The 19,869-nt window shown below is 60.9% G+C and carries 21 protein-coding genes; 16 read left to right on the top strand and 5 right to left on the bottom strand.

All coding sequences use genetic code 11. The features are described 5' to 3' along the window. Positions 1–69: 69 nt before the first annotated feature. From DX908_RS09760 to DX908_RS09770, 3 genes are read left to right on the top strand one after another with little or no spacing between them, the layout of a single operon-like run. Complete coding sequence (locus DX908_RS09760; RefSeq protein ID WP_233508670.1) at positions 70–384, top strand: MarR family transcriptional regulator; 315 nt, start codon at positions 70–72, stop codon at positions 382–384. Continuing rightward, entirely contained in the window at positions 377–1,294 is a 918-nt protein-coding gene (locus DX908_RS09765) for a S66 peptidase family protein (RefSeq protein WP_116392155.1), read from the top strand. The genes DX908_RS09760 and DX908_RS09765 overlap by 8 nt, the downstream gene beginning before the upstream one ends. After that, on the top strand, positions 1,291–2,049 hold the full coding sequence (locus DX908_RS09770; protein ID WP_116392156.1) for a C40 family peptidase: 759 nt from the start codon (positions 1,291–1,293) through the stop codon (positions 2,047–2,049). Before DX908_RS09765 ends, DX908_RS09770 begins: the two co-directional genes overlap by 4 nt. Here the strand turns inward: DX908_RS09770 and DX908_RS09775 are convergent. Next, positions 2,046–2,243, bottom strand: coding sequence for a DUF4169 family protein (locus DX908_RS09775; protein WP_116392157.1), 198 nt, complete (start codon positions 2,241–2,243; stop codon positions 2,046–2,048). The two genes, DX908_RS09770 and DX908_RS09775, sit on opposite strands and share 4 nt — an antisense overlap. A gap of 17 nt (positions 2,244–2,260) precedes the next feature. Next, positions 2,261–2,929, bottom strand: coding sequence for a c-type cytochrome (locus DX908_RS09780; RefSeq protein WP_116392158.1), 669 nt, complete (start codon positions 2,927–2,929; stop codon positions 2,261–2,263). A gap of 131 nt (positions 2,930–3,060) precedes the next feature. Here DX908_RS09780 and DX908_RS09785 point away from each other — a divergent pair, with 131 nt between their 5' ends. Then, positions 3,061–3,918 carry a prephenate dehydratase gene (locus tag DX908_RS09785; protein WP_116392159.1) on the top strand — a complete coding sequence of 286 codons (858 nt, stop codon included), beginning with the start codon at positions 3,061–3,063 and terminating at the stop codon, positions 3,916–3,918. On the opposite strand, the gene nudC is transcribed toward DX908_RS09785, so the two are convergent. Together nudC and DX908_RS09795 are read right to left on the bottom strand one after the other, a co-directional pair. Continuing rightward, a complete protein-coding gene (nudC, locus tag DX908_RS09790; protein WP_116392160.1) occupies positions 3,888–4,793 on the bottom strand; it encodes an NAD(+) diphosphatase in 906 nt (301 codons plus the stop codon). The genes DX908_RS09785 and nudC overlap by 31 nt on opposite strands. A 168-nt stretch (positions 4,794–4,961) precedes the next feature. Then, positions 4,962–6,347, bottom strand: coding sequence for a helix-turn-helix domain-containing protein (locus DX908_RS09795; protein ID WP_116392161.1), 1,386 nt, complete (start codon positions 6,345–6,347; stop codon positions 4,962–4,964). A 154-nt stretch (positions 6,348–6,501) separates the two neighbouring features. On the opposite strand from DX908_RS09795, the gene DX908_RS09800 reads away from it, so the two are divergent. From DX908_RS09800 to arsC, 7 genes are all read left to right on the top strand, one after another. Then, the gene (locus DX908_RS09800; RefSeq protein ID WP_116392162.1) at positions 6,502–8,091 is read left to right on the top strand and encodes an isocitrate lyase; all 1,590 of its coding nucleotides are present in this window, start codon (positions 6,502–6,504) and stop codon (positions 8,089–8,091) included. 157 nt (positions 8,092–8,248) lie between these two features. Then, complete coding sequence (locus DX908_RS09805; RefSeq protein ID WP_116392163.1) at positions 8,249–8,698, top strand: hemerythrin domain-containing protein; 450 nt, start codon at positions 8,249–8,251, stop codon at positions 8,696–8,698. Between the two features lie 93 nt (positions 8,699–8,791). Further along, entirely contained in the window at positions 8,792–11,068 is a 2,277-nt protein-coding gene (locus DX908_RS09810; RefSeq protein ID WP_199564670.1) for a S9 family peptidase, read from the top strand. Positions 11,069–11,146: 78 nt separating this feature from the next. Continuing rightward, entirely contained in the window at positions 11,147–12,301 is a 1,155-nt protein-coding gene (locus DX908_RS09815; RefSeq protein ID WP_116392164.1) for a PQQ-dependent sugar dehydrogenase, read from the top strand. A 51-nt stretch (positions 12,302–12,352) separates the two neighbouring features. Next, a complete protein-coding gene (locus DX908_RS09820; protein WP_116392165.1) occupies positions 12,353–12,946 on the top strand; it encodes a DUF3313 family protein in 594 nt (197 codons plus the stop codon). A gap of 56 nt (positions 12,947–13,002) precedes the next feature. Continuing rightward, positions 13,003–13,497, top strand: coding sequence for a CreA family protein (locus DX908_RS09825; RefSeq protein WP_116392166.1), 495 nt, complete (start codon positions 13,003–13,005; stop codon positions 13,495–13,497). Continuing rightward, complete coding sequence (gene arsC, locus DX908_RS09830) at positions 13,494–13,913, top strand: arsenate reductase (glutaredoxin) (protein ID WP_116392167.1); 420 nt, start codon at positions 13,494–13,496, stop codon at positions 13,911–13,913. Before DX908_RS09825 ends, arsC begins: the two co-directional genes overlap by 4 nt. Positions 13,914–14,253: 340 nt before the next feature. On the opposite strand, the gene gcvA is transcribed toward arsC, so the two are convergent. Then, complete coding sequence (gene gcvA, locus DX908_RS09835) at positions 14,254–15,156, bottom strand: transcriptional regulator GcvA (RefSeq protein WP_116392168.1); 903 nt, start codon at positions 15,154–15,156, stop codon at positions 14,254–14,256. A gap of 128 nt (positions 15,157–15,284) precedes the next feature. On the opposite strand from gcvA, the gene cysG reads away from it, so the two are divergent. Genes cysG through DX908_RS09860 form a run of 5 tightly spaced genes read left to right on the top strand, consistent with a single transcriptional unit; the run spans position 15,285 to position 19,843 of the window. Further along, the gene (gene cysG / locus DX908_RS09840; protein WP_158548647.1) at positions 15,285–16,685 is read left to right on the top strand and encodes a siroheme synthase CysG; all 1,401 of its coding nucleotides are present in this window, start codon (positions 15,285–15,287) and stop codon (positions 16,683–16,685) included. Next, the gene (locus tag DX908_RS09845; RefSeq protein WP_116392170.1) at positions 16,682–17,050 is read left to right on the top strand and encodes a DUF2849 domain-containing protein; all 369 of its coding nucleotides are present in this window, start codon (positions 16,682–16,684) and stop codon (positions 17,048–17,050) included. Before cysG ends, DX908_RS09845 begins: the two co-directional genes overlap by 4 nt. A gap of 6 nt (positions 17,051–17,056) precedes the next feature. Next, positions 17,057–18,727, top strand: coding sequence for a nitrite/sulfite reductase (locus DX908_RS09850; protein ID WP_116392171.1), 1,671 nt, complete (start codon positions 17,057–17,059; stop codon positions 18,725–18,727). Continuing rightward, the gene (locus DX908_RS09855) at positions 18,714–19,106 is read left to right on the top strand and encodes a DUF934 domain-containing protein (protein WP_199564671.1); all 393 of its coding nucleotides are present in this window, start codon (positions 18,714–18,716) and stop codon (positions 19,104–19,106) included. Before DX908_RS09850 ends, DX908_RS09855 begins: the two co-directional genes overlap by 14 nt. Continuing rightward, positions 19,103–19,843 carry a phosphoadenylyl-sulfate reductase gene (locus DX908_RS09860; protein ID WP_116393054.1) on the top strand — a complete coding sequence of 247 codons (741 nt, stop codon included), beginning with the start codon at positions 19,103–19,105 and terminating at the stop codon, positions 19,841–19,843. Before DX908_RS09855 ends, DX908_RS09860 begins: the two co-directional genes overlap by 4 nt. Positions 19,844–19,869 lie beyond the last annotated feature (26 nt).

Raw genomic sequence — 19,869 nt, forward strand, 5'->3', positions numbered from 1 at the left:
CCATAAACAACCAGAAGTATACCAGTACCAGTGAACCCGACCTCTCTTCTCCTCCCCTGGCGTGACGTGATGACCGATACGGTCCGGCTCGACCGGCCCGATCTCTCGATGCGGCAATGGGCGCTGCTCCTCACCGTCTATCTGATGCCCGGCCCACACACCGTGCGGCGGCTGTCCGAGGAGCTTGGCGTGCCCAAGCCCGCCATCTCTCGCGCGCTCGATGCGCTCTCCATTCACGGCTTTGTGAAACGAGCGCGGGATCAGGAAGATCGCCGGATCGTCCTTGTGCAGAAAACCGAAGAGGGCGCTCTCTTCATCGACCAGTTCGCGGCCATCGTCGAAGAGCGCGAACGCCAGTCCGACCTCGGCGCGTTTTATGGCTGACAGGGGCCGTCCCCATGTCCGCGTGATCGCGCCTGCGCGCTGGGCACCTGATGAGGTGCTCTCTACATTTTCACAGATCGCAGAAGACGAAGGCCTGTCGGTCGAGATTGATCCGCAGGCAAAGCTTCGCGCCGATCAGCTTGCCGGCAGTGATGACGAGCGGGCGGATGCGCTGGCCGCGGCCCTCGGCGATGAAGATGTCGATATCATCTGGTGCGCGCGCGGCGGCTATGGCTCGGCGCGGGTGCTAAACCGATTGTCAGGAATGATGGTTTCGAAGCCGAAACTCTTGATCGGCTATTCCGATATGACCGCGCTCCAGCTCTCGGGCGCCCTGCCAGAGGTCACCCATCTCCACGCGCCGATGCCGATCGATGCGGCAAAGCCGGGCGGAGGCGATCGTCTCGCGGCGGCGGCCCGTCTGGCGAAGGATCTGGTTGCGCAAGGACAAGCTCCCGCGAGCGGATATGATCTGGAAGGCGTGGCGGAGGGTACGGCTCGCGGGTCTCTCGCCATCGGCAATCTTTGTGTGCTGACGACATTGCTTGGCACGCCTTACGAGCCGCAATGGGATGGCGTGATCCTCTGCCTCGAGGATATCTGCGAATATTACTACGCGCTCGACCGGCATTTCGTGCATCTCGCCCAGTCTCGCGCAGGCCAGGGCATCGCCGGGATTGTCATCGGCGACTTCACCGACCTTGAAGATAATGATGTACCGTGGGGGGAGGATGTGCCCGCCATGGTGCGCCGGCATTTCCCCGATATCCCGGTCGCTTACGGTCTGCCCATCGGGCATGGCGACCGCAATGAAGCGCTGATCCAGGGCGTGGCCGCGACACTCAGTGTCACGGGCGGCAATGCCCGCCTCGACATTGAGGGCTTTGCACTGGCAGGAGGGGCCTCATGACCTCCCATCGCATTGCCCTGCCGCACAGCCTCGCCCTTGCCGCGCCTGAAGACGGCGCCGAGGCGGTGAGCGATTTTCTCTTCGGTGAGCGCGTGGTCAAACTCGAACAATCATTGGGATATGTTCGGGTGCGCAACGAATATGACAGCTATGAGGGCTGGATCCCGGAAGCTGCGCTCGGCCCGGATACAGCCCCCTCTGGCCAGCCGCCATTCCGCGTCCGCGCCCGCCTTGCCGGGGCCTATCACCGCCCGGCCTGCGAGCTGGCGATGGAGGGGATCGGGGTCGGCTCACCGATCTATCCGGTCGCGCGGATCGATGGCTGGATCAAGGATGCGGGCGGATTGTGGTTCCGCGAAGATGACGTTGTGGCTGTGCCGGCGAAGCTCGACCGGGTCGATGTCGCGCTCGAATTCATCGGTGTGCCTTATGTCTGGGGCGGACGATATGGCGGCGGCATTGATTGCTCCGGCCTCGTCCAGATCGGTGCGATGCTGAACGGTCTCGAATGCGAGCGGGATACGAAGGATCAGGTCTCAAGCTTTGGCGAAAAACTCGGCGGGCTCGATGCGCGGGGCCTTCAACGCGGCGATGTCCTTTACGTGCCCGGCCATGTCGCGATCCTGACGGGCCCGGATGAAGCGGTCCACGCCGATGGCAAGGCAGGGCATGTCCATGTCCAGAAGATCGAGGAGATCGTTGCCAATCGCGGCTTCAAGCCAGAGGACGTGACGATCCGGCGGCCCGCGGCCTAATCCTCGTCGTCATCCGTTTCATTATCGAGACGATGCCCGTCGACATGGCGCTTCGCCTCATCCTGCACGCGCTTTGCGTCGGCTTTGGCGTCTTTGGTCAGGCCATGAAGCTGGCGGTTGGCCTCAGCCGATTTTTCTTTCTCGGCCCGGGCCTTGGCTTTGCGGAAGCGGCGCAGATTGACGATATCCGCCATGAATGCGCCGCCTTCCCTCAGTGACCGCTGTCTTCCGCGTGATCGCCTTCTTCCATGGCGGCAGACTCTTCTGCGCCTTCTTCGGAGGCCGGTGCCGGCTCAGGGAAGGGATAAGGCTCATCAGCGAGCGTTTGCAGGAACGCCAGAATGTCGGCACGCTTCTCGTCCTTGCGGACCATCTGCGCCATCTGGGTGCCGGGCAGGAAAGCTTGTGAATTCTCAAGCAGGTGATCGACCCGCTGATAGGTCCAGACCCCGCCAAGATCCGACATGGGACCTGAATAGCCAAAGCCAGGTACGCTCGCGACTTCCTTGCCCATAATGCCCCAAAGGTTCGGGCCGATGCCGTTATCGCCGCCAGCTTCGAATGTGTGGCAGGCCTTGCAGAGGCCGGCAGCGCGTTCGCCGCGATCCGCGGAGGCGCTGGCGAGGAGGGTGCCCAGATCGATTTCCGGCGCAGCTTCCGCAGCCCCACCGCCTTCAAGAACGATTTCCGCCGGAATATAGGCGAGGCCGAACGGATTGGCTTCGTCATGATGTTCGGCGCCATGATGGCCGCCAAAGACATTCGTCAATGTCGTGATGATGATCGGCAGACCGAAAGCGATCAGCAGGGTGGTCAGCACAGCCGCGGCCACCTTGTTACCGAAAAGAGGGTCTTTATTTTTGTCGTCAGAAGGAGTCATGAGACGGCTCTCTGGTGGGATAGGCGGCACGATATTTGCGCCACCAGAAGAAGATTTCGCGGACCTCTAGCGCTGGTGGTCAGGCGCTGCAACATGTCGAATGGCCTCAGGGCCTGGGGAAGGGAACGAAAGTGGTCATCCGTATCGCATATCAGGGGGAGCCGGGGGCATTCTCGCATGAGGCTTGCGCAAATTTTGCGTCCGACCGGGAGCCGCTCGACTGTCCGACTTTCGCCCATGTCTTCCGCGCAGTGGCGGAAAACCGGGCCGAAGAGGCCATGGTGCCGGTCGAAAACGCGATCGCGGGACGTGTCGATGACGTCTACCGCCTCCTGCCCGACATGAAGCTGGCAGTCTGTGCCGAGCACTTCCTGCCGGTGAAGATGCAGCTCATGGTCGCACCCGGTACCGACCCGTCGGGGCTGAAAACCGTGCGCAGTCACGCCATGGCGCTGGGGCAGTGCTCGCAGGTCATCGCCCGGCGTGAGCTGATGCCGGAAGTGGCCCGCGATACGGCTGGCGCCGCGCGCGTCCTCTCCGAAGAACCGGATGCGAGCGTCTGCGTTATCGCGCCCGCCGGGGCAGCTGAGCGCTATGGCCTCGAAATCATCGAGCATAATGTGCAGGACGAGGACAAGAATGTGACCCGCTTCCTGCGCCTTGCGCCGGAGGAAAGCGCGATCTGGCCGGATCTTCTTTCCGGGCCGATTCTGACCAGTCTTGTCTTCCGGGTCCGGAATATCCCGGCGGCGCTCTACAAGGCGATGGGCGGTTTTGCGACCAACAATGTCAACATGATCAAGCTCGAAAGCTATCAGGAAGACGCAAGCTTTACCGCGACGCGTTTTCAGGCGGAGATTGAGGGGCATCCGGATGATCCGCCCGTGCGCCGCGCGCTCGAGGAGCTTGGCTATTTCTGCGAGGACATGCGCCTGCTCGGCGTCTTCCCGGCAGACCCTTATCGGCAGACCCATCTCTTCAGGAGCTGATGGGCAATCGCAAAAGGCGGCGGCGCAAAGGGCGGCTCTGACCGGCCTGGCGCCAGCATCGCCTCGATTTCCGTCCGGCTGAACCAGCGGGCCTCGGCAATTTCATCCGGGTCCAGCGTTAATTCTTTTGACGCCACTTTCGCCTCGAACCCGACCATTAAGGAGGAGGGGAAGGGCCAAGGTTGGCTGAAGGCGTATTCAATTTCTCTGACGTCGAGCCCTGCCTCTTCTTTCAGCTCGCGTACGCCGCATTCCTCCAGCGTTTCGCAGGGCTCAAGGAATCCGGCAAAGGCGGAGAAGAAGCCTTCGGGGAAATTCACCCCGCGACCCATGCAGACTTCATCGCCAAAGGTCGGCAGGACAATCGCCACAGGATCGGTGCGCGGGAAATGCTCCGCCCCCGTCGCAGGGTTGATCCGCTTAAAGCCGCCATCGGCCAGAACCGTCGGCCCGCCATCTTTCGCGCAATGCCGGTGCCGGTAATGCCAGGAGATCAGCCAGACGGCTTGCCCGGCGACTGACAGATCGCGGGGGGAGAGATAGGGCGCTGCCTGCCGAAGGACGGCAAACTCTCCCATGCCGGAAAAGGCTTCCTCCTGACCCGTCACATTTACTGCGTATCGCGGGCTGTCATTCTCCAACCCCAGCAGGACGAGTTCAGGCTCGCCTCGCAAAAGCGTGAGCGCATCGAGCGTCAGCCATGACAGGCGCGATTTAGGCGTATCACGGATGATCAGGGGGTCGGCCTTGGAGATGACCAGCATCTGCGCATCTGCGTGATCCCGCTGCGCGGCGACCCAGTCGGGGTTGCGCCGCTGGTTTCCGGCACGGTCGAGCGGGTTGCCCGTGAAGATATTGGGGTTGTCGTTCAGCATGGCGGCGTTGTGGCGGGGGTAGCCGATCTTCGCAAGAGAAGGCCCTCACCCGAAGCCCGCTGACGCGGATCTTCGACCTCTCCCAAAGGGAGAGGTGATGAAGCGCTGCCCAACCTCTCCCGCCGGGAGAGGTCGAAAGTCGGGCTACCGACTTTCGGGTGAGGGGTCTTACCCGTCCGAGAACCCGAAGGGAGCGACGAGGCGCCGGTAATCATCGGCAAGGAGTTGCCGGCCGAGCGGGGGTTCCGCGCGGGCGGTGCAATCGGCACGCTGGCAGAGCCGGCAGGTAACCCCGATCGGGGTCGCGGGCGCGGCGGCAAGATCGAGCCCTTCTGTGTAGACCAGCCGAGAGGCTTCCCTGATATCGCAGCCCAGCGCGATGGCGCGGGTGACGCGCGGCGCCCCCCAAGCGCCGCCCCCTGCCGTTACGGTGCGGGCGATCGAGAAATACCGCTCACCACCGGGTAGCTCCAAAATCTCGGTCAGGATCTCGCGCGGACGGCGGAATGTATCGTGCAGGGACCATAAGGGGCAGGAGCCGCCATGGCGGGCAAAGGGAAACCCGCCACCATCAAATCGCTTGGAGACATTCCCCGCAGCATCGATCCGGATAAAGAAGAAAGGCACGCCCTTCGCGGAGGGTTTCTGGAGAGTCGTCAGCCGGTGGGTCGTCTGCTCGAAGCTTGTGCCGAAATGCCGCCCCAGTGCTTCGATGTCATAGCCATTGCGTTCGGCTTCACGGTAGAAATCGCCATAGGGCATCAGCATCGCGCCCGCTGCGTAATTGGCGAGTGCCCTTCGTGCGATCTTTCTGGAAGTTTCTTCGGTAAACTGACTGTCAGCCAATGCGGCATCGAGTGCATCGCCAAGATCAAGATAGGCAAGCTGCAGGGCAATCTGGAAATTCGTGCCTGCCCCATCAAGACCGTCATCAAGCGCCAGCTCCCGCCGGTGAAGATCAAGGCGGCGCACCGCGCCATGCATGATGTCGCCGGGTAGGCGGCGCACCTCATAACCGTGGCGACTCAAAAGATACGCCCCCAGATCACCCCCGGTCTCGCGGGCGAGCTTTTCGGCCCGGTCATCAAGGACGGGGAAGAAATTCTGCCGCGCAGCGAGAAAGGTGCGGGTCTCATCAAGGGGGTTGTGCCCCTGATCGCCGCCCGCCTTGTCGGCGAGGGCAAGCTGTCCCTCGCGATAGGCGGTGTGCAGACGGATGATTGCCTCGGCCATGCCGGGATTGCCAAGGGCGAGGTCTTCGCGCTCCGCCGCGCCGACATCGAGGCCCGACAGGAGCGGGTCGAGAAAAACCTCATCAAGACGCCCGGACAACTGCTCGCCGCCATCCCCGGCAAAATCGGCGAGGTCGACGCGATAGGTCTCGGCCAGTCGCAGCAGCATGTCGGCGGTCAGCGGGCGCTGGTTGCGCTCGATCAGCGCGATATAAGAGGCAGAGACCCCCAGCTCCTCGGCCATCTGAGCTTGGGTCTGGCCCAGCTCCCGCCGCAGGCGCCGAAGGCGCGGGCCGATGAAAAGCGAGCGGGTGCGGGACATGGTAAACCCTTTGTGAAGTTGTCTGTAAGAAATTTACAACTTTACAATCAAAAACGTGAAAACTCTACTACATAACCTTCGCAGGCGCGAAAAGCCCTGAAAGGACAGGCATATCGGCCGGGTATTTTCGATTTTGTCCGAAAGGAACCCTGCCATGACCTATGACCGCGAACTCAACACTGCCCGTGACATTATCGGCGGCCACGCCACCTGGGCTGCGATCGATCCTGAATCGGTCGCCCGGATGCGCCTGCAGAACCGGTTCAAGACCGGTCTCGACATCGCCCGCTACACCGCGAAGATCATGCGCGCCGACATGGCCGCCTATGATCAGAACCCGGCCAATTACACTCAGAGCCTTGGCTGCTGGCATGGTTTCATTGGCCAGCAGAAGATGATCTCCATCAAGAAGCATTTCGGCTCGACCAAGGGCCGCTACCTTTATCTATCGGGCTGGATGGTTGCCGCGTTGCGCTCAGAGTTCGGCCCGCTGCCCGACCAGTCGATGCATGAGAAAACCTCCGTGCCCGCTCTGATCGAGGAACTCTACACCTTCCTGCGTCAGGCCGATGCGCGCGAGCTTGGCGGCTATTTCCGTGAGCTTGATGCGGCGCGGGAGCAGGGTGAGACGGCCAAGGAGAAAGAACTCCTTCAGAAGATCGACAATTTCCAGACCCATGTCGTGCCGATCATCGCCGATATCGATGCCGGTTTCGGTAATGCCGAGGCAACCTATCTGCTCGCCAAGAAGATGATCGAGGCGGGCGCTTGCGCGCTCCAGATCGAAAATCAGGTCTCGGATGAAAAGCAGTGCGGCCACCAGGATGGCAAAGTCACCGTGCCGCATGAGGACTTCCTCGCGAAAGTCCGGGCCTGCCGCTATGCCTTCATGGAGCTGGGGGTTGAGGACGGGGTCATCGTGACCCGGACGGACTCGCTGGGCGCAGGCCTGACCAAGCAGATTGCTTACTCACAGGAGCCGGGCGACCTTGGTGATCAGTATAACTCCTTCCTCGATTGCGATGAGGTCACGCCGAACGAGATCGGTCCGAATGATGTCATCATCAAGCGCGAAGGCAAGCTGATGCGTCCCAAGCGCCTGCCGTCGAACCTGTTCCAGTTCCGTCAGGGGACTGGCGAGGATCGCTGCGTGCTCGACTGCATCACCTCGCTGCAGAACGGGGCCGACCTTCTCTGGATCGAAACCGAAAAGCCGCATGTCGAGCAGATTGCCGGCATGGTGGACCGCATCCGCGAGGCCGTGCCGAATGCCAAGCTGGTCTATAACAACTCGCCCAGCTTCAACTGGACGCTGAATTTCCGCCAGCAGGTCTTCGATGCGTGGACGGAAGAAGGTCGCGATGCCTCCGCCTATGATCGTGCCGCGCTGATGAGCGTCGAGTATGATGAGACGGACCTCGCCATCGAGGCCGATGCCCGGATCCAGAGCTTCCAGGCGGATGCTGCGCGCCGCGCCGGGATCTTCCACCACCTCATCACGCTGCCGACCTACCACACGGCGGCGCTCTCGACCGACAATCTCGCCAAGCGCTATTTCGGCGAGGAAGCCATGCTGGGCTATGTCAAGAATGTTCAGCGTGAGGAGATTCGCCAGGGCATTGCCTGCGTGAAGCACCAGAACATGGCCGGCTCCGATATCGGGGACGACCACAAGGAATATTTCGCCGGGGAGGCGGCGCTCAAGGCGGGCGGAAAAGAAAATACAATGAACCAGTTCGCCTAATAAAACCCCAAGACCAGCCCGGCGCCTTCTCACCTACCGCCGGGTTGGTCGCTTATTTCTTGGCAAGGCCGCTCCCTCGGGGGCGGCTTTTCCTTTTGGGAACCGGGACGCGATGACCGGCGTTTATCTGCCAGAATACTGGAGGTGAGGACCGGACATGAATATCTATGAACGCCTGATCGTCGACCATGAGAAACAACGTGATCTCTTGGCCCGTATCGCCAAAACCGAAGGCGAGAGCAAAGAGCGTAAATCTCTCTGGAAATCGCTTTATACGGAGCTTGAAGCGCATGCGCTCGCCGAGGAGCAGGTCTTCTATTCTGTGCTGATGGAGGAGCCGGACGGCACCGAGAAGTCTCGCCATTCTGTCGCTGAGCATAAAGAGATGTCTGATATTGCCGAAGAACTCGACGGCATGGATATGTCGAGCCCGGGCTGGCTTAACCGCTTCCACACGCTTGAGGAAAAGGTGACCCACCACCTCGATGAGGAGGAAGAGGAAGTCTTCGTGCGAGCCAAGAAGCTGCTTTCCGACAGCGAAGCCAAAGCGCTCGCAAAGGATTTCGAGGTCCGCAAATCCGCAGAACTGCATGACGCGGCTGCCTGAATAGGCTTTATCGTTACTCAACAAGACCCTTGCCCCCTGAGGGGGGAGCAGGCATCGTCCCGGCCGTAAGACATTGCGGCCAAGGGACGTGACATGACCAAATCTTTCTTTCTCCAATCGACCGGCTGGACACGGGCGCTCGCCCCTGCTCTGGCCCTGCTGATGGCGACAGGCGTTCAGGCCTGCGGCTCGTCGAATGAAGAGGCGGAGACGGAAACGCTGGCCGCTGCAGAAAAGGAAGTGCCCATGGTTGTGAAGCGCCAGGAAGAGCTGACCGCGCCGGTTGCGGAGAAACGCCCGGTCGAAATCGTTCAGCACGAGATTAAGCGGATCGATAATTACGCCTGGCTTCGCGACGACAACTGGCAACAGGTCCTCCGCGATCCGTCCCTCCTGCGCGAAGATATCCGTGAGCAGCTCGAGGCAGAGGTCGAGTATTATAAAGATTCGACCAGCCACCTTGAGGAATTGCGCGAGACCCTTTTCGCGGAAATGCGGGGACGGACGAAAGAGGATGCAAGCAGCGTCCCGATGCGCGATGGCCCCTATGAATATTATGTCCGCTATCGCGAAGGCGGGGAGTATCCGGTCTATGCTCGCCGGACAGAAGAGAATGCGCCAGAGGAAGTCATCTTTGACGGCGACAAGGAACGCGGCGACTCCAAATTCTTCGATATTGGCGGGATTGATACCTCCCCCGATCACAAGCTACTCGCTTACGGCACCGACCGGGTGGGGTCTGAATATTACGACCTGCGCATCCGCGATCTGGCGACCGGCGATGAATATGACGAAACCATTCCGTCAACGGATGGTGGTGTCGTCTGGGCGACCGATTCAAAAAGCTTTTTCTATGTCGAACGAGACGACAATCAGCGGCCCAAGCGTGTCAAGCATCACCTGCTGGGCGCTGATCCGGCCAGTGACCGGTTGATCTATGAGGAAGAAGACGATGCCATGTTCATTGGTATCGGCGATACCTCATCCGAGAAATATCTGATCGTCAGCATCGGCAATGGCGTGACTTCGGAAAATCACTTCCTGCCGCTCGATGATCCGATGGCGGAGCTGACGCTGATCGCGCCGCGCGTGCATGACCAGCTTTATGATGTCGATCACCGTGGCGATCTTTTCTACATCCAGACCAATGCGGGTGACGCGGTCGACTTCAAGATTGTGACCGCACCGGTTGATAATCCGGACCGGGAGAACTGGACCGACTGGCTGCCGCACCGGCCGGGCACCTATCTCTCCTATTTTGTCCCGTTCAAGGACTATATCGTCCGGGTGGAACGCTCCGACGCAGTGCCGCGCATCGTCGTTGGCGATTATGACGGGAATGAACACACGATCAGCTTTGACGAGGGCGCCTATTCGCTCGGCGTTCATGGCTGGGGTGAGTTCGATACCAATATGGTGCGCTTTTCCTATGAAAGTCCGTCCACCCCGGAAAAGACTTTCGACTATAATATGGAAAGCCGCGAGCGGACTCTGCGCAAGACCCAGGAAGTCCCTTCTGGTCATAACCCCGACCTTTATGTCGTTGAGATGATTGAGGCCGAAGCCCGTGACGGCGCGAAAATCCCGATCATGGTGATGCGTCTGAAGACAACGCCTATGGACGGCTCCGCGCCGCTCATGCTCTACGGTTATGGCTCTTATGGCGCCTATATTTCAGACAGCTTCTCAACCTCGATCCTGTCGCTGGTCGATCGCGGCGCGATCTATGCCTTGGCGCATATCCGTGGCGGTTCTGCCAAGGGTCGCCAATGGTATCTCGACGGCAAGCTCGACAAGAAAGAAAACACGTTCCGCGATTTCAATGACAGTGCCTATGCGCTGATTGAAAAGGGGTACACGTCCAAAGGCAATATCGTTGCCTATGGCGGATCGGCGGGCGGCCTCCTCGTTGGCGCGGCGGTCAATCTTGATCCGGAGCTTTATGGCGGCATTCTGGGCGCGGTGCCCTTTGTCGATGTGATCAACACGATCTCGGATGACACGCTGCCGCTGACACCGCCCGAATGGGATGAATGGGGCAACCCGATCACGTCCGCGGAGGAATATGGCTGGATCGCGAAATATTCGCCTTATGACAACATCAAGCAGGGCGCTGCCTATCCGCCGATCCTCGCAACCGGCGGTCTTACCGATTACCGTGTCACCTATTGGGAGCCAGCCAAATGGATCGCGCGCCTGCGTGAAGAGGCGACGGGCGGACCGTTCCTTCTGCGGATGAATATGGCGGCGGGCCATGGCGGCTCAGCGGCCCGGTTTGAGCGGATGGAAGAGCGTGCTCATCTTTACGCCTTCGCTCTCGATATTTTCGGCCTGACTGACGCCACGCCAGTCGACCACAAAGCTGAATAAACGAATTCTCATGGAACCGCCCGGCCCACCGGGCGGTTTTATCTCTTAATGTCTGCCTATCGGAGGAACTCCCCGACTATGACCCGTCCCTATTTTCTGATGTCTGCCGCCATGATTGGTCTCGCCGGTTTGCCTGCCTGTGCTGGAGAAACTCAGCCGGAAACACAGCAAGACAGCGGCGTGCCGTTTGAGATCACGGAAGTGGCTGAATTCACCCAGCCATGGGCGCTCGTCTTCCTGCCCGATGGCCGGATGTTGGTGACAGAAAAGCCAGGCAATATGCGTTGGGTGACGCAGGGCGGCGAGACGTCTGACCCCTTCGCTGGTTTGCCTGCAGTAGATGAGGGTGGCCAGGGCGGCCTCGGCGATGTCATTCTGCACCCGGACTTTGAAGATAATTCGACGATTTATTTCTCCTATGTTGAGGCGGGCGAGGGCGACACACGCGGCGCTGTGGTCGCGACCGCTACGCTCTCGCTGACGGAAAACGGCGGCGCTCTAGCGGATGTCACGACGATCTGGCGGCAGAACCCCAAAGTGACGGGCCGGGGACATTTCGGTCACCGCCTCACTTTCTCGCCCGATGGCGAATACCTTTTCATCTCTTCGGGTGAGCGCCAGAAATTCGATCCCGCACAGGACATGGCGCAGAATCTGGGCAAGATCATCCGTCTTTACCCGGATGGCTCTGTGCCGGAAGATAACCCTTTCTATGATCAGGGTGGGGTCACGGCCCAGATCTGGTCGTTCGGTCACCGCAATCCGCTGGGCCTCGCCTTCAACGAGAAAGGCGAGCTGTGGGAGCACGAAATGGGCCCGCGCCATGGTGATGAATTCCAGTTGATCGAACGGGGCGAGAATTACGGCTACCCCATCGTCTCCAATGGTGATCACTATAGTGGAGAGGAAATCCCCGATCATGATACGCGTCCGGAGTTTCGGGCGCCCGATGCCTATTGGGTGCCGGCAATCTCGCCTGCGGGACTGATCTTCTATGGCGGGGAAATGTTTGAGAGCTGGAAGGGCGATGCCTTTATCGGCGGGCTCTCCAGTCGGGCGCTCGTCCGGGTGACATTTGATTGTGAAGACGGCGCCACGGCCTGCGAAGCGGAGCGTTACAGCATCAATGATCAACGTGTCCGGGAAATCGAAGAGGGGCCCGACGGTACGATCTGGGTTTTGACGGAGAGTGGGTCTGACGGCACGCTCGTGAAGCTGACGCCCGCAGAATAAGTTTTTGCGTCATGGCTGGGCGGTGCCGTCTGCGCGTGATAGCGTTCTCATATGAAAATCATCCGACGCGCCGCTTCCATCTTCCTTCTGCTACTCACCGCCGCTCTTTCCTTCGGGGTGGGCGCGGCGGCAGAGCCATTCGACAAGTTCGAGATCGGCGAAGGGGCCGACATTGCCTCGTATGAGCGGGTCTATGTCGCACCGGTGATGGTCAGCGAAGGGCTGGCGGCCCGTATCGATTACGTGCCGCTCAATGCGTCCGACACCGTTCGCCCGCTCTCGCCGGGCAATGTCCGCCGCAATGTCGAAGAGGTCGAGGACGTCATCAAAGCCGCCATCGGCAAACGCGTGACGCTGGTCGATGAACCCGGCCCTCGGGACCTCACCATACAGATCATCTTGACTGACCTGAACCCGAACCGGCCGTCACAGGCCGAGCTGAAAGTCCGCCCGACCATGAATGCCTCCAGTGTGACGGCGGGCGGGGCTGCGGCGTCAGTCGAATTCCTTGTCGGCGATATCCTGATCGCGCTGGGGGAATCCGCCTATGCGGGCAATGCGCTTGATGGCCAGTCCCATCCGTGGCGCGATGCGGATCTCTACTTTGCGGCGCTGGCGCGGGATATCGCAAGTCTCCTCGACTAGGCGTCATTCTGCCCACGGGGCTGGCGTCTGGGGCGGCTGAGCCCTATCTCCATTGGATGAAAATACCTCATTCCGCCGCCCTTCTGCCACTCTTCCTTCTTGCCGCCTGCGGGCGCGGCGGTGGCGGGGAAGAGGTCGGCGAGTTCAAGAACGATCTTTACGGGAACGAAATCAAGGTTCAGGCCTTAAAAGATCCGAAGGTCGAGGGCGTCACTTGTCACCTCACCTATTTTGATCGTGGTTTCTGGGATCGGGCGGCCAAGGGCAATTGGTTTGAGGATCCCTCCAACAGCTCGATTGCCTGCCGCCAGACGGGGCCGATCGTGATAGGTGATATCGATCAGGGCAAGGATGGCGAGCTTGTCTTCTCGCAGCGGCACAGCCTGATCTTCAAACATATCGGTGTGCGGCGCGTTTATGATCCCGAGAACGAAACCCTCATGTATATTGTCTATTCGCGCAAACCGATTGATGGCTCCGCCAAGATGAGCCTGTCGACCGTCGCCCTTTATGGCGGCGATGCGCGCTGGCTGGCGGAGAGAGAAGAATGATCACGATCTATCACAACCCTGACTGCGGCACGTCGCGGAATGTCTTGCGCGTGCTTGAGGCGACGGGCGAGAAACTCAATGTTGTTGAGTACCTTGATACGGGGTGGACGCAAGGCCAGCTCCTCGGTCTTTTTGCCGCCGCTGATATCACCCCGCGCGAAGCCTTGCGCGAGAAACGCTCTCCGGCAGAAGAGCTGGGGCTGCTGGAAGATGGTGTGAGCGACGAGACGATCATGGCCGCGATGCTGGAGCATCCTGTGCTGGTCAACCGTCCGATCGTCTGTACGCCGAAGGGCGTGAAAATGTGCCGGCCGTCAGAAACGGTCTTTGACCTTCTCGACCGTCTGCCGCCGGGTCCGCTCGCGAAAGAAGACGGCGAGCTGTTGATCGATGAGAATGGGAAGCGCGTCGGCTAAAGGCCATCTCCATTCGGCATGGAACGCCTCATCGCGTTGGCAAGTTCATGCGTATCTGAGCAATGAGGCATCGACCTCATCCGATCCCATGTGCTGGATGAAGATTTCCTTGAACTCTGCATTCCGTCGGCGGTTCTCCGGCGTGTTGGGGGGCAGGGTCCAGTCCCTCCGCTTCGATCAGCCACCAGACGAAGTCTTCAGCTGTCACGAGACCTGTCTCGGGAATATAATCCCTGATGTGCCGAGGCTCGCCATTCACGACTGAACCGCAATAGCCATAGCGGACACAGAAGACGTGCATCATTCCATCAAATCGACTCGGTTTGGCCATTCAGTCCTTTCAGGCGGCTCCATTGCCCCCGGCCTCTTCGGCGATCCACGCCTTGAAGGCCTTCACCTCCGGCAGGGCGGATTTGGCCGACGGGTGCGCGACCCAATAGGCAAAATCGGTCGGGCTCGTCAGGTCGAACGGGATGACGAGGCGCGCGGCTTCAAGGTCCGCTTCGGCCAGCGCATATTTAGCGAGCGCCACGCCCCGGCCCGCGACCGCCGCCTCAATGACAAGGCTCGACTGGTTGAAACGGGGGCCGCGCGTGCCGTCGACATCGACCCCGGCGGCCTTCAGCCACATCGGCCAGGTTGCGATCTCATGGTCGGTCCCGTCATCATGCAGCAAAGTATGGCCAGATAGATCTTCGAGCTTTTTCAGCGGGTTATCGCCCGTCAGGAGGCCCGGCGCACAGACCGGCACGATCCGCTCTTCCATCAGTTTTTCAACGACCAGATCCGCGTAATGCCCCTGGCCATACCGGATGGCGACATCGACATCGTCGACCGAGAAGTCGACCAGCTCCATCCCGGCATGGATATAGACTTCGATCTCGGGGTGCTTGGACTGGAACCGGTCGAGCCGGGGAACCAGCCATTTCGACGCAAAGGACGGCGCGACACTGACCGCGAGCCGCCCGGCTTTGCGCTCAAGGTTCATCAGCCTGACGGCCGCATCGAGCCGGTCGAACCCGTCGCGAAGGGAGGGGAGCGATGCCAGCCCCGCCTCGGTCAGGGTCAGCCCCCGCGCATTGCGGTGGAACAGCGGCACGCCGGTTGTCTCCTCCAGCAGCTTGACCTGCTGGCTGATCGCGCCCGGCGTCACGGCCAGCTCATCAGCCGCCTTGGTGAATGACAAATGCCGTGCGGCAGCCTCGAAGGCCCGCAGGGAATTGAGGGGAGGCAGACGCCGCATCGCTCGCTCCTGAACCGGTTTAGATTTCCTGTGGCCGCTGCCCAGAACTCATCGTTTGTGTCCTCTAGGGCCATTCCTCACATAGGGAAATGTCCCCGGACGATATAGTTATTCTGAAGCGAGCCCCAATGCGTTACTTCCCGGCCTTTTTTAATTTCGCGAACCGCCCGGTTTTCGTGGTCGGGGATGGCGAACTGGCGGCCCGCAAGATCCGGCTGCTGGCCAAAGCGTCTCCGCTGATCAATATCTTTTCGGTATCGGAAGGATCTCTGGTGGAGCAGGAATTCGGGGCAGATTATGTCTGCTTCCGCCGCGATCTGCGCAAGGCGGACCTCGAATTCCACCCGGGCCTCATTTTTATTGCGGTCGAGGATGAGAAAATCTTAAAAGACGCCGTCGCTCTGGCGAAACGGGCGCGCATTCCGGTGAATGTCGTCGACCGCCCGGAGCTGTGCGATTTCGTCGTCCCCTCGATCATTGAGCGCGGCGATGTCGCCATCGGCATTTCGACCGGCGGCGCGGCCCCGGTCCTCAGCCGCCGCCTGCGCGAAAAAATTGAATCCCTGCTGCCTGCCCGTCTTGGCGAGCTTGTGTCCTTCGTAAAGGACCGCCGCCCGCGCATTGCAGACAGGATCGCCCTTCGGGATCGCCGGGGCTTCTACGAGCGTCTTCTCTCCAGCCCCATCAGTGAGGCGGTGCTCGATGGTGACATGAAATCGGCAGAAGCCGGTTTCGAGGCGGCGCTGGATGCGGACACCCCACTGCCCGGAAGCATCCATATTGTCGGCGCCGGCCCCGGTGATCCTGAACTTCTCACCTTAAAAGCCCTGCGCGTGATGCAGGAGGCGGATGTCGTCCTGTTCGACAATCTCGTCTCCGACGCCGTGCTCGACCTTGTCCGCCGCGATGCCGAGCGGGTCTATGTCGGCAAGCGCCGGGCGGACCATTCAATGTCCCAAAGCGAAATCGGTGAGCGGATGATTTCGCTCGCGAAAGAAGGAAAGCGGGTCGTCCGGCTGAAAGGCGGCGATCCCTTCATCTTCGGGCGCGGCGGGGAAGAGCTGGACCAGATCAAGGCGGCGGGCCTTGCGGCCAATGTCGTCCCCGGCATCACAGCTGCGACGGGCTGCGCATCCTCTGCCTCCGTGCCGCTGACCCATCGGGGTGTCAGCCAGGCCGTCAGTTTCGTGACCGCCTATGCGGGCGAGGGCGGTGCGCCGGATATCGACTGGCAGGCGCTGGCCCGGCTGCGTCACACGCTGGTCGTCTATATGGGCGTCTCTCGCGCAGGTGAGGTTTCGGCCAACATGATTGCCGGGGGCCGCGCCGCCTCCACCCCTGTTGCCGTCATCGAAAAGGGCACCACGGACGAGCAGCGCATTCTCAAGACGACGCTCTCTGCCATGCCCGGCGACATGCTCGCTGCCAATATCACCGGCCCGGCCGTTCTCATCATCGGCGAAGTCGCAGACTTCGCTGACGGTGCCGGGCTTATCCAACTCTCTCAGCAAACGGAGCTTGCCGCATGAGCGCCACAGCCCTTCTCAAGGACACTCCCGCCCCGGCCAAGATCAGCGCGGGCGGCGTCAAGAAAACCCGGAATGTCGGTCTCAAGACCGTCACCGCCAACGATCTGATGTCGGGCGCCGCCGTCTATCTGACGAAAGATGGCGCGTGGACGGAAGACCTTGCCGATGCGATCGTTGCGGAAGGCGAACGAGCCCTGGGGCTCCTCGCTCTTGCCGAAACGGATGAGGCACGGATCGTCGGTCCCTACCTCATGGATGTCGAAGCGGAGGATGCGGGCACGGCCCCCTCCGGCCGGGCGACGTTGCGCGAAACCATCCGCCGGGCCGGTCCCACCATTCACCCGGAATTTGCTCGCGGAGTCTGATCTCTCATGTATCATTACGACCAGATCGACCGCGATCTCGTGCAGGCGCGGGTGGATGAATTCCGCGACCAGGTGCGCCGCCGCATCTCGGGCGAGCTGACCGAAGACCAGTTTAAGCCGTTGCGGCTGATGAACGGGCTCTATCTCCAGCTCCACGCCTATATGCTGCGGGTCGCCATTCCGTATGGGACACTATCCTCGGCCCAGCTGCGCGCACTCGCGACGCTCGGGCGCGATTATGATCGCGGCTACGGCCATGTGACGACGCGCCAGAACATGCAGTTCAACTGGGTGGGCCTCGGCGATGTGCCGGATGCGCTCCAGTTGCTCGCTGATCATGACATGCATGCGATCCAGACCTCCGGGAACACGATCCGCAACACGACGACAGACCCTTTCGCAGGCGCAACGGATGAGGAAATAGAAGACCCACGGGTCTGGTGCGAGGTGATCCGTCAGTGGTCGACGCTACACCCTGAATTCTCCTTCCTGCCGCGCAAATTCAAGATCGCGGTGACGGCGGCGCAGAATGATCGCGCGGCGACGCAGGTGCACGATATCGGCCTCCAGCTTTATCCCAATGAGGACGGCGAGGCGGGCTTCCGGGTGCTGGTCGGCGGCGGGCTCGGGCGCACGCCTTATGTCGGCGAGCTGGTCCGCGACTTTCTGCCCAAAGAGCATCTCCTCAGCTATCTTGAGGCGATCCTGCGCGTCTACAACATGCATGGCCGCCGCGATAATCTTTACAAGGCGCGGATCAAGATCCTCGTCAATGAGATGGGCACGGAGGCTTTCCGCGAAGCGGTTGAAGAAGAATGGCAGCGCCTGCTTGCGCTCGGGCCCGGCGGGTCGGTCGATCTGCCCGACGCCGAACGCGCGCGCATCGCGGCCTTCTTCAAGGGCCCGGATCTGACGGCCGATCCTGACGGCGAAGCGGTCCTGAAAGAAGCGCGGGCGGACAGCCGCGCGCTCGACCGCTGGGCGGAGGTGAACCTCCATCCGCACAAGGTGTCTGGCCACGCCATTGTGACCATCTCGCTTAAGCCCATCGGCAAGCCGCCGGGCGATATCACCAGCAACCAGATGGATGCGCTGGCTGATCTTGCCGACCAGTATGGCCAGGGTGAAATCCGCACAACGCATGAGCAGAACATGGTTCTGCCGCATGTTCGGCAGGCGGACATACCGGCGCTCTACCAGGCGCTCGAAGAGTATGGCCTTGCCTCGCCCAATGCCGGCCGGATCACCGATATCGTGGCTTGCCCGGGGCTCGACTATTGCAACCTTGCCAATACCCGCTCGATCCCGATCGCCAACCAGATCCAGGAGCGCTTCGACGACCTCGACCGTGAACGGACCATCGGCGAGCTGAAGATCAAGATCTCGGGCTGCATCAATGCCTGCGGCCATCACCATGTCGGCCATATCGGAATCCTCGGCGTCGATAAGAAAGGCGAGGAGTTCTATCAGGTGACCCTTGGCGGCGCGTCGGATGAGCAGGCCGCCATCGGCACGATTGTCGGTCGCGGTTTGTCTGCGGACGAAGTGGTCGAAGCGATCGACCGCGTGGTGCGCACCTATCTCGATATCCGCCGCGATGCTGGCGAGCGTTTCATCGACACCTATCGCCGTCTTGGCGCCGAGCCCTTCAAGGAGGCGCTTTATGCTGAAGCTTAAACTCTCAGACGGCGAGCTGGTGGCGCGCGAGGATATCTCGTCGGGCCGCGTGCGGAAGATCGATAACACCCGAGACCTCAACAAAAGCCCGGTCGAATTTGCGGACGGGGACATCATTGTCCTCGACTTTCCGACCTTCAAGGACGGGCGGGCTTTCAGTCAGGCGCGGGCCCTGCGCGATCAGGGTTTCACGGGTGACATCCGGGCGGTGGGCGGTCTTTTCCGGGACCAGCTCGCTTTTGCCGCGCGCTGCGGCATCACAAGTTTTGATCTCGAAACGGATGAAGACATCGAAGGGCTTCGGGTCTCCGTCGGCCGCTATCGGCACCATTATCAACGCCCGGGCCCTGCGGGCTCGGCATGGGAGGCGCGGTCATGACGGCAGCCTTGAAAGCTTTCGACCTGCGAGAAGCAGCGAGCCCGGAGGAAGCTGCCCAGCTTCACGCGGCGGCTCTCGATGCACGTTATAAAGACGATGCCGCGCTCGATATTCTTGATGCCGCGATCAATCGCGAATTCAAAGGCGAGATCGCGCTTGTCTCTTCCTTCGGGGCGGAGTCGGCGGTGCTTCTACATCTTGCCGCGCAGGTGGCACCTGACGTGCCCGTCCTGTTCATCGACACGGGCAAGCACTTTGCTCAGACCCCGATCTATCGGCGTCAGCTCGCCAAAAGCCTCGGCCTCACCAATGTGCAGGACATCAAACCTTCGGCTGAGGAGCTTTCGGCGGAAGATCCCAATGGCGATCTGTGGAAGCGCGACACCGATGCCTGCTGCACCTTGCGCAAGGTCCGGCCCCTTGATGGCGCGCTGAAGAATTATGCCGCCTGGATCACCGGCCGGAAGCAGTTCCATGGCGGCGCGCGCGTCACCCTGCCGACTTTCGAATTCAAGGGTGACCATTTCAAGGTAAACCCCATTGTCCGCTGGGATCGTGACGATATCGAAACGTACTTTGCTCGGCACGACCTGCCAAAGCATCCGCTGGTCGAACAGGGCTTTGCTTCGATCGGCTGCTGGCCCTGCACCCATCCGGTGGCCAGTGGCGAAGATACCCGCTCGGGACGCTGGCGCGGCCAGTCCAAGACCGAATGCGGGATTCACACGATGCGCTGATGACCATTGATAGAGGCACTTTGCGC

Source organism: Parvularcula marina (genome assembly GCF_003399445.1).
Taxonomy (GTDB): domain Bacteria; phylum Pseudomonadota; class Alphaproteobacteria; order Caulobacterales; family Parvularculaceae; genus Parvularcula; species Parvularcula marina.

What these genes read in the sequence shown, in the direction of transcription:
- DX908_RS09805 (WP_116392163.1), top strand. Translation starts at nt 8,249, where the DNA reads ATGAATATCTATGAACGCCTGATCGTCGACCATGAGAAACAACGTGAT.
- DX908_RS09820 (WP_116392165.1), top strand. Translation starts at nt 12,353, where the DNA reads ATGAAAATCATCCGACGCGCCGCTTCCATCTTCCTTCTGCTACTCACC.
- arsC (WP_116392167.1), top strand. Translation starts at nt 13,494, where the DNA reads ATGATCACGATCTATCACAACCCTGACTGCGGCACGTCGCGGAATGTC.
- DX908_RS09860 (WP_116393054.1), top strand. Translation starts at nt 19,103, where the DNA reads ATGACGGCAGCCTTGAAAGCTTTCGACCTGCGAGAAGCAGCGAGCCCG.
- nudC (WP_116392160.1), bottom strand. Translation starts at nt 4,793, where the DNA reads ATGCTGAACGACAACCCCAATATCTTCACGGGCAACCCGCTCGACCGT.
- DX908_RS09780 (WP_116392158.1), bottom strand. Translation starts at nt 2,929, where the DNA reads ATGACTCCTTCTGACGACAAAAATAAAGACCCTCTTTTCGGTAACAAG.
- DX908_RS09855 (WP_199564671.1), top strand. Translation starts at nt 18,714, where the DNA reads ATGCTGAAGCTTAAACTCTCAGACGGCGAGCTGGTGGCGCGCGAGGAT.
- cysG (WP_158548647.1), top strand. Translation starts at nt 15,285, where the DNA reads ATGCGTTACTTCCCGGCCTTTTTTAATTTCGCGAACCGCCCGGTTTTC.
- DX908_RS09850 (WP_116392171.1), top strand. Translation starts at nt 17,057, where the DNA reads ATGTATCATTACGACCAGATCGACCGCGATCTCGTGCAGGCGCGGGTG.
- DX908_RS09765 (WP_116392155.1), top strand. Translation starts at nt 377, where the DNA reads ATGGCTGACAGGGGCCGTCCCCATGTCCGCGTGATCGCGCCTGCGCGC.
- DX908_RS09770 (WP_116392156.1), top strand. Translation starts at nt 1,291, where the DNA reads ATGACCTCCCATCGCATTGCCCTGCCGCACAGCCTCGCCCTTGCCGCG.
- DX908_RS09815 (WP_116392164.1), top strand. Translation starts at nt 11,147, where the DNA reads ATGACCCGTCCCTATTTTCTGATGTCTGCCGCCATGATTGGTCTCGCC.
- DX908_RS09795 (WP_116392161.1), bottom strand. Translation starts at nt 6,347, where the DNA reads ATGTCCCGCACCCGCTCGCTTTTCATCGGCCCGCGCCTTCGGCGCCTG.
- gcvA (WP_116392168.1), bottom strand. Translation starts at nt 15,156, where the DNA reads ATGCGGCGTCTGCCTCCCCTCAATTCCCTGCGGGCCTTCGAGGCTGCC.
- DX908_RS09775 (WP_116392157.1), bottom strand. Translation starts at nt 2,243, where the DNA reads ATGGCGGATATCGTCAATCTGCGCCGCTTCCGCAAAGCCAAGGCCCGG.
- DX908_RS09810 (WP_199564670.1), top strand. Translation starts at nt 8,792, where the DNA reads ATGACCAAATCTTTCTTTCTCCAATCGACCGGCTGGACACGGGCGCTC.
- DX908_RS09845 (WP_116392170.1), top strand. Translation starts at nt 16,682, where the DNA reads ATGAGCGCCACAGCCCTTCTCAAGGACACTCCCGCCCCGGCCAAGATC.
- DX908_RS09825 (WP_116392166.1), top strand. Translation starts at nt 13,003, where the DNA reads ATGAAAATACCTCATTCCGCCGCCCTTCTGCCACTCTTCCTTCTTGCC.
- DX908_RS09760 (WP_233508670.1), top strand. Translation starts at nt 70, where the DNA reads ATGACCGATACGGTCCGGCTCGACCGGCCCGATCTCTCGATGCGGCAA.
- DX908_RS09800 (WP_116392162.1), top strand. Translation starts at nt 6,502, where the DNA reads ATGACCTATGACCGCGAACTCAACACTGCCCGTGACATTATCGGCGGC.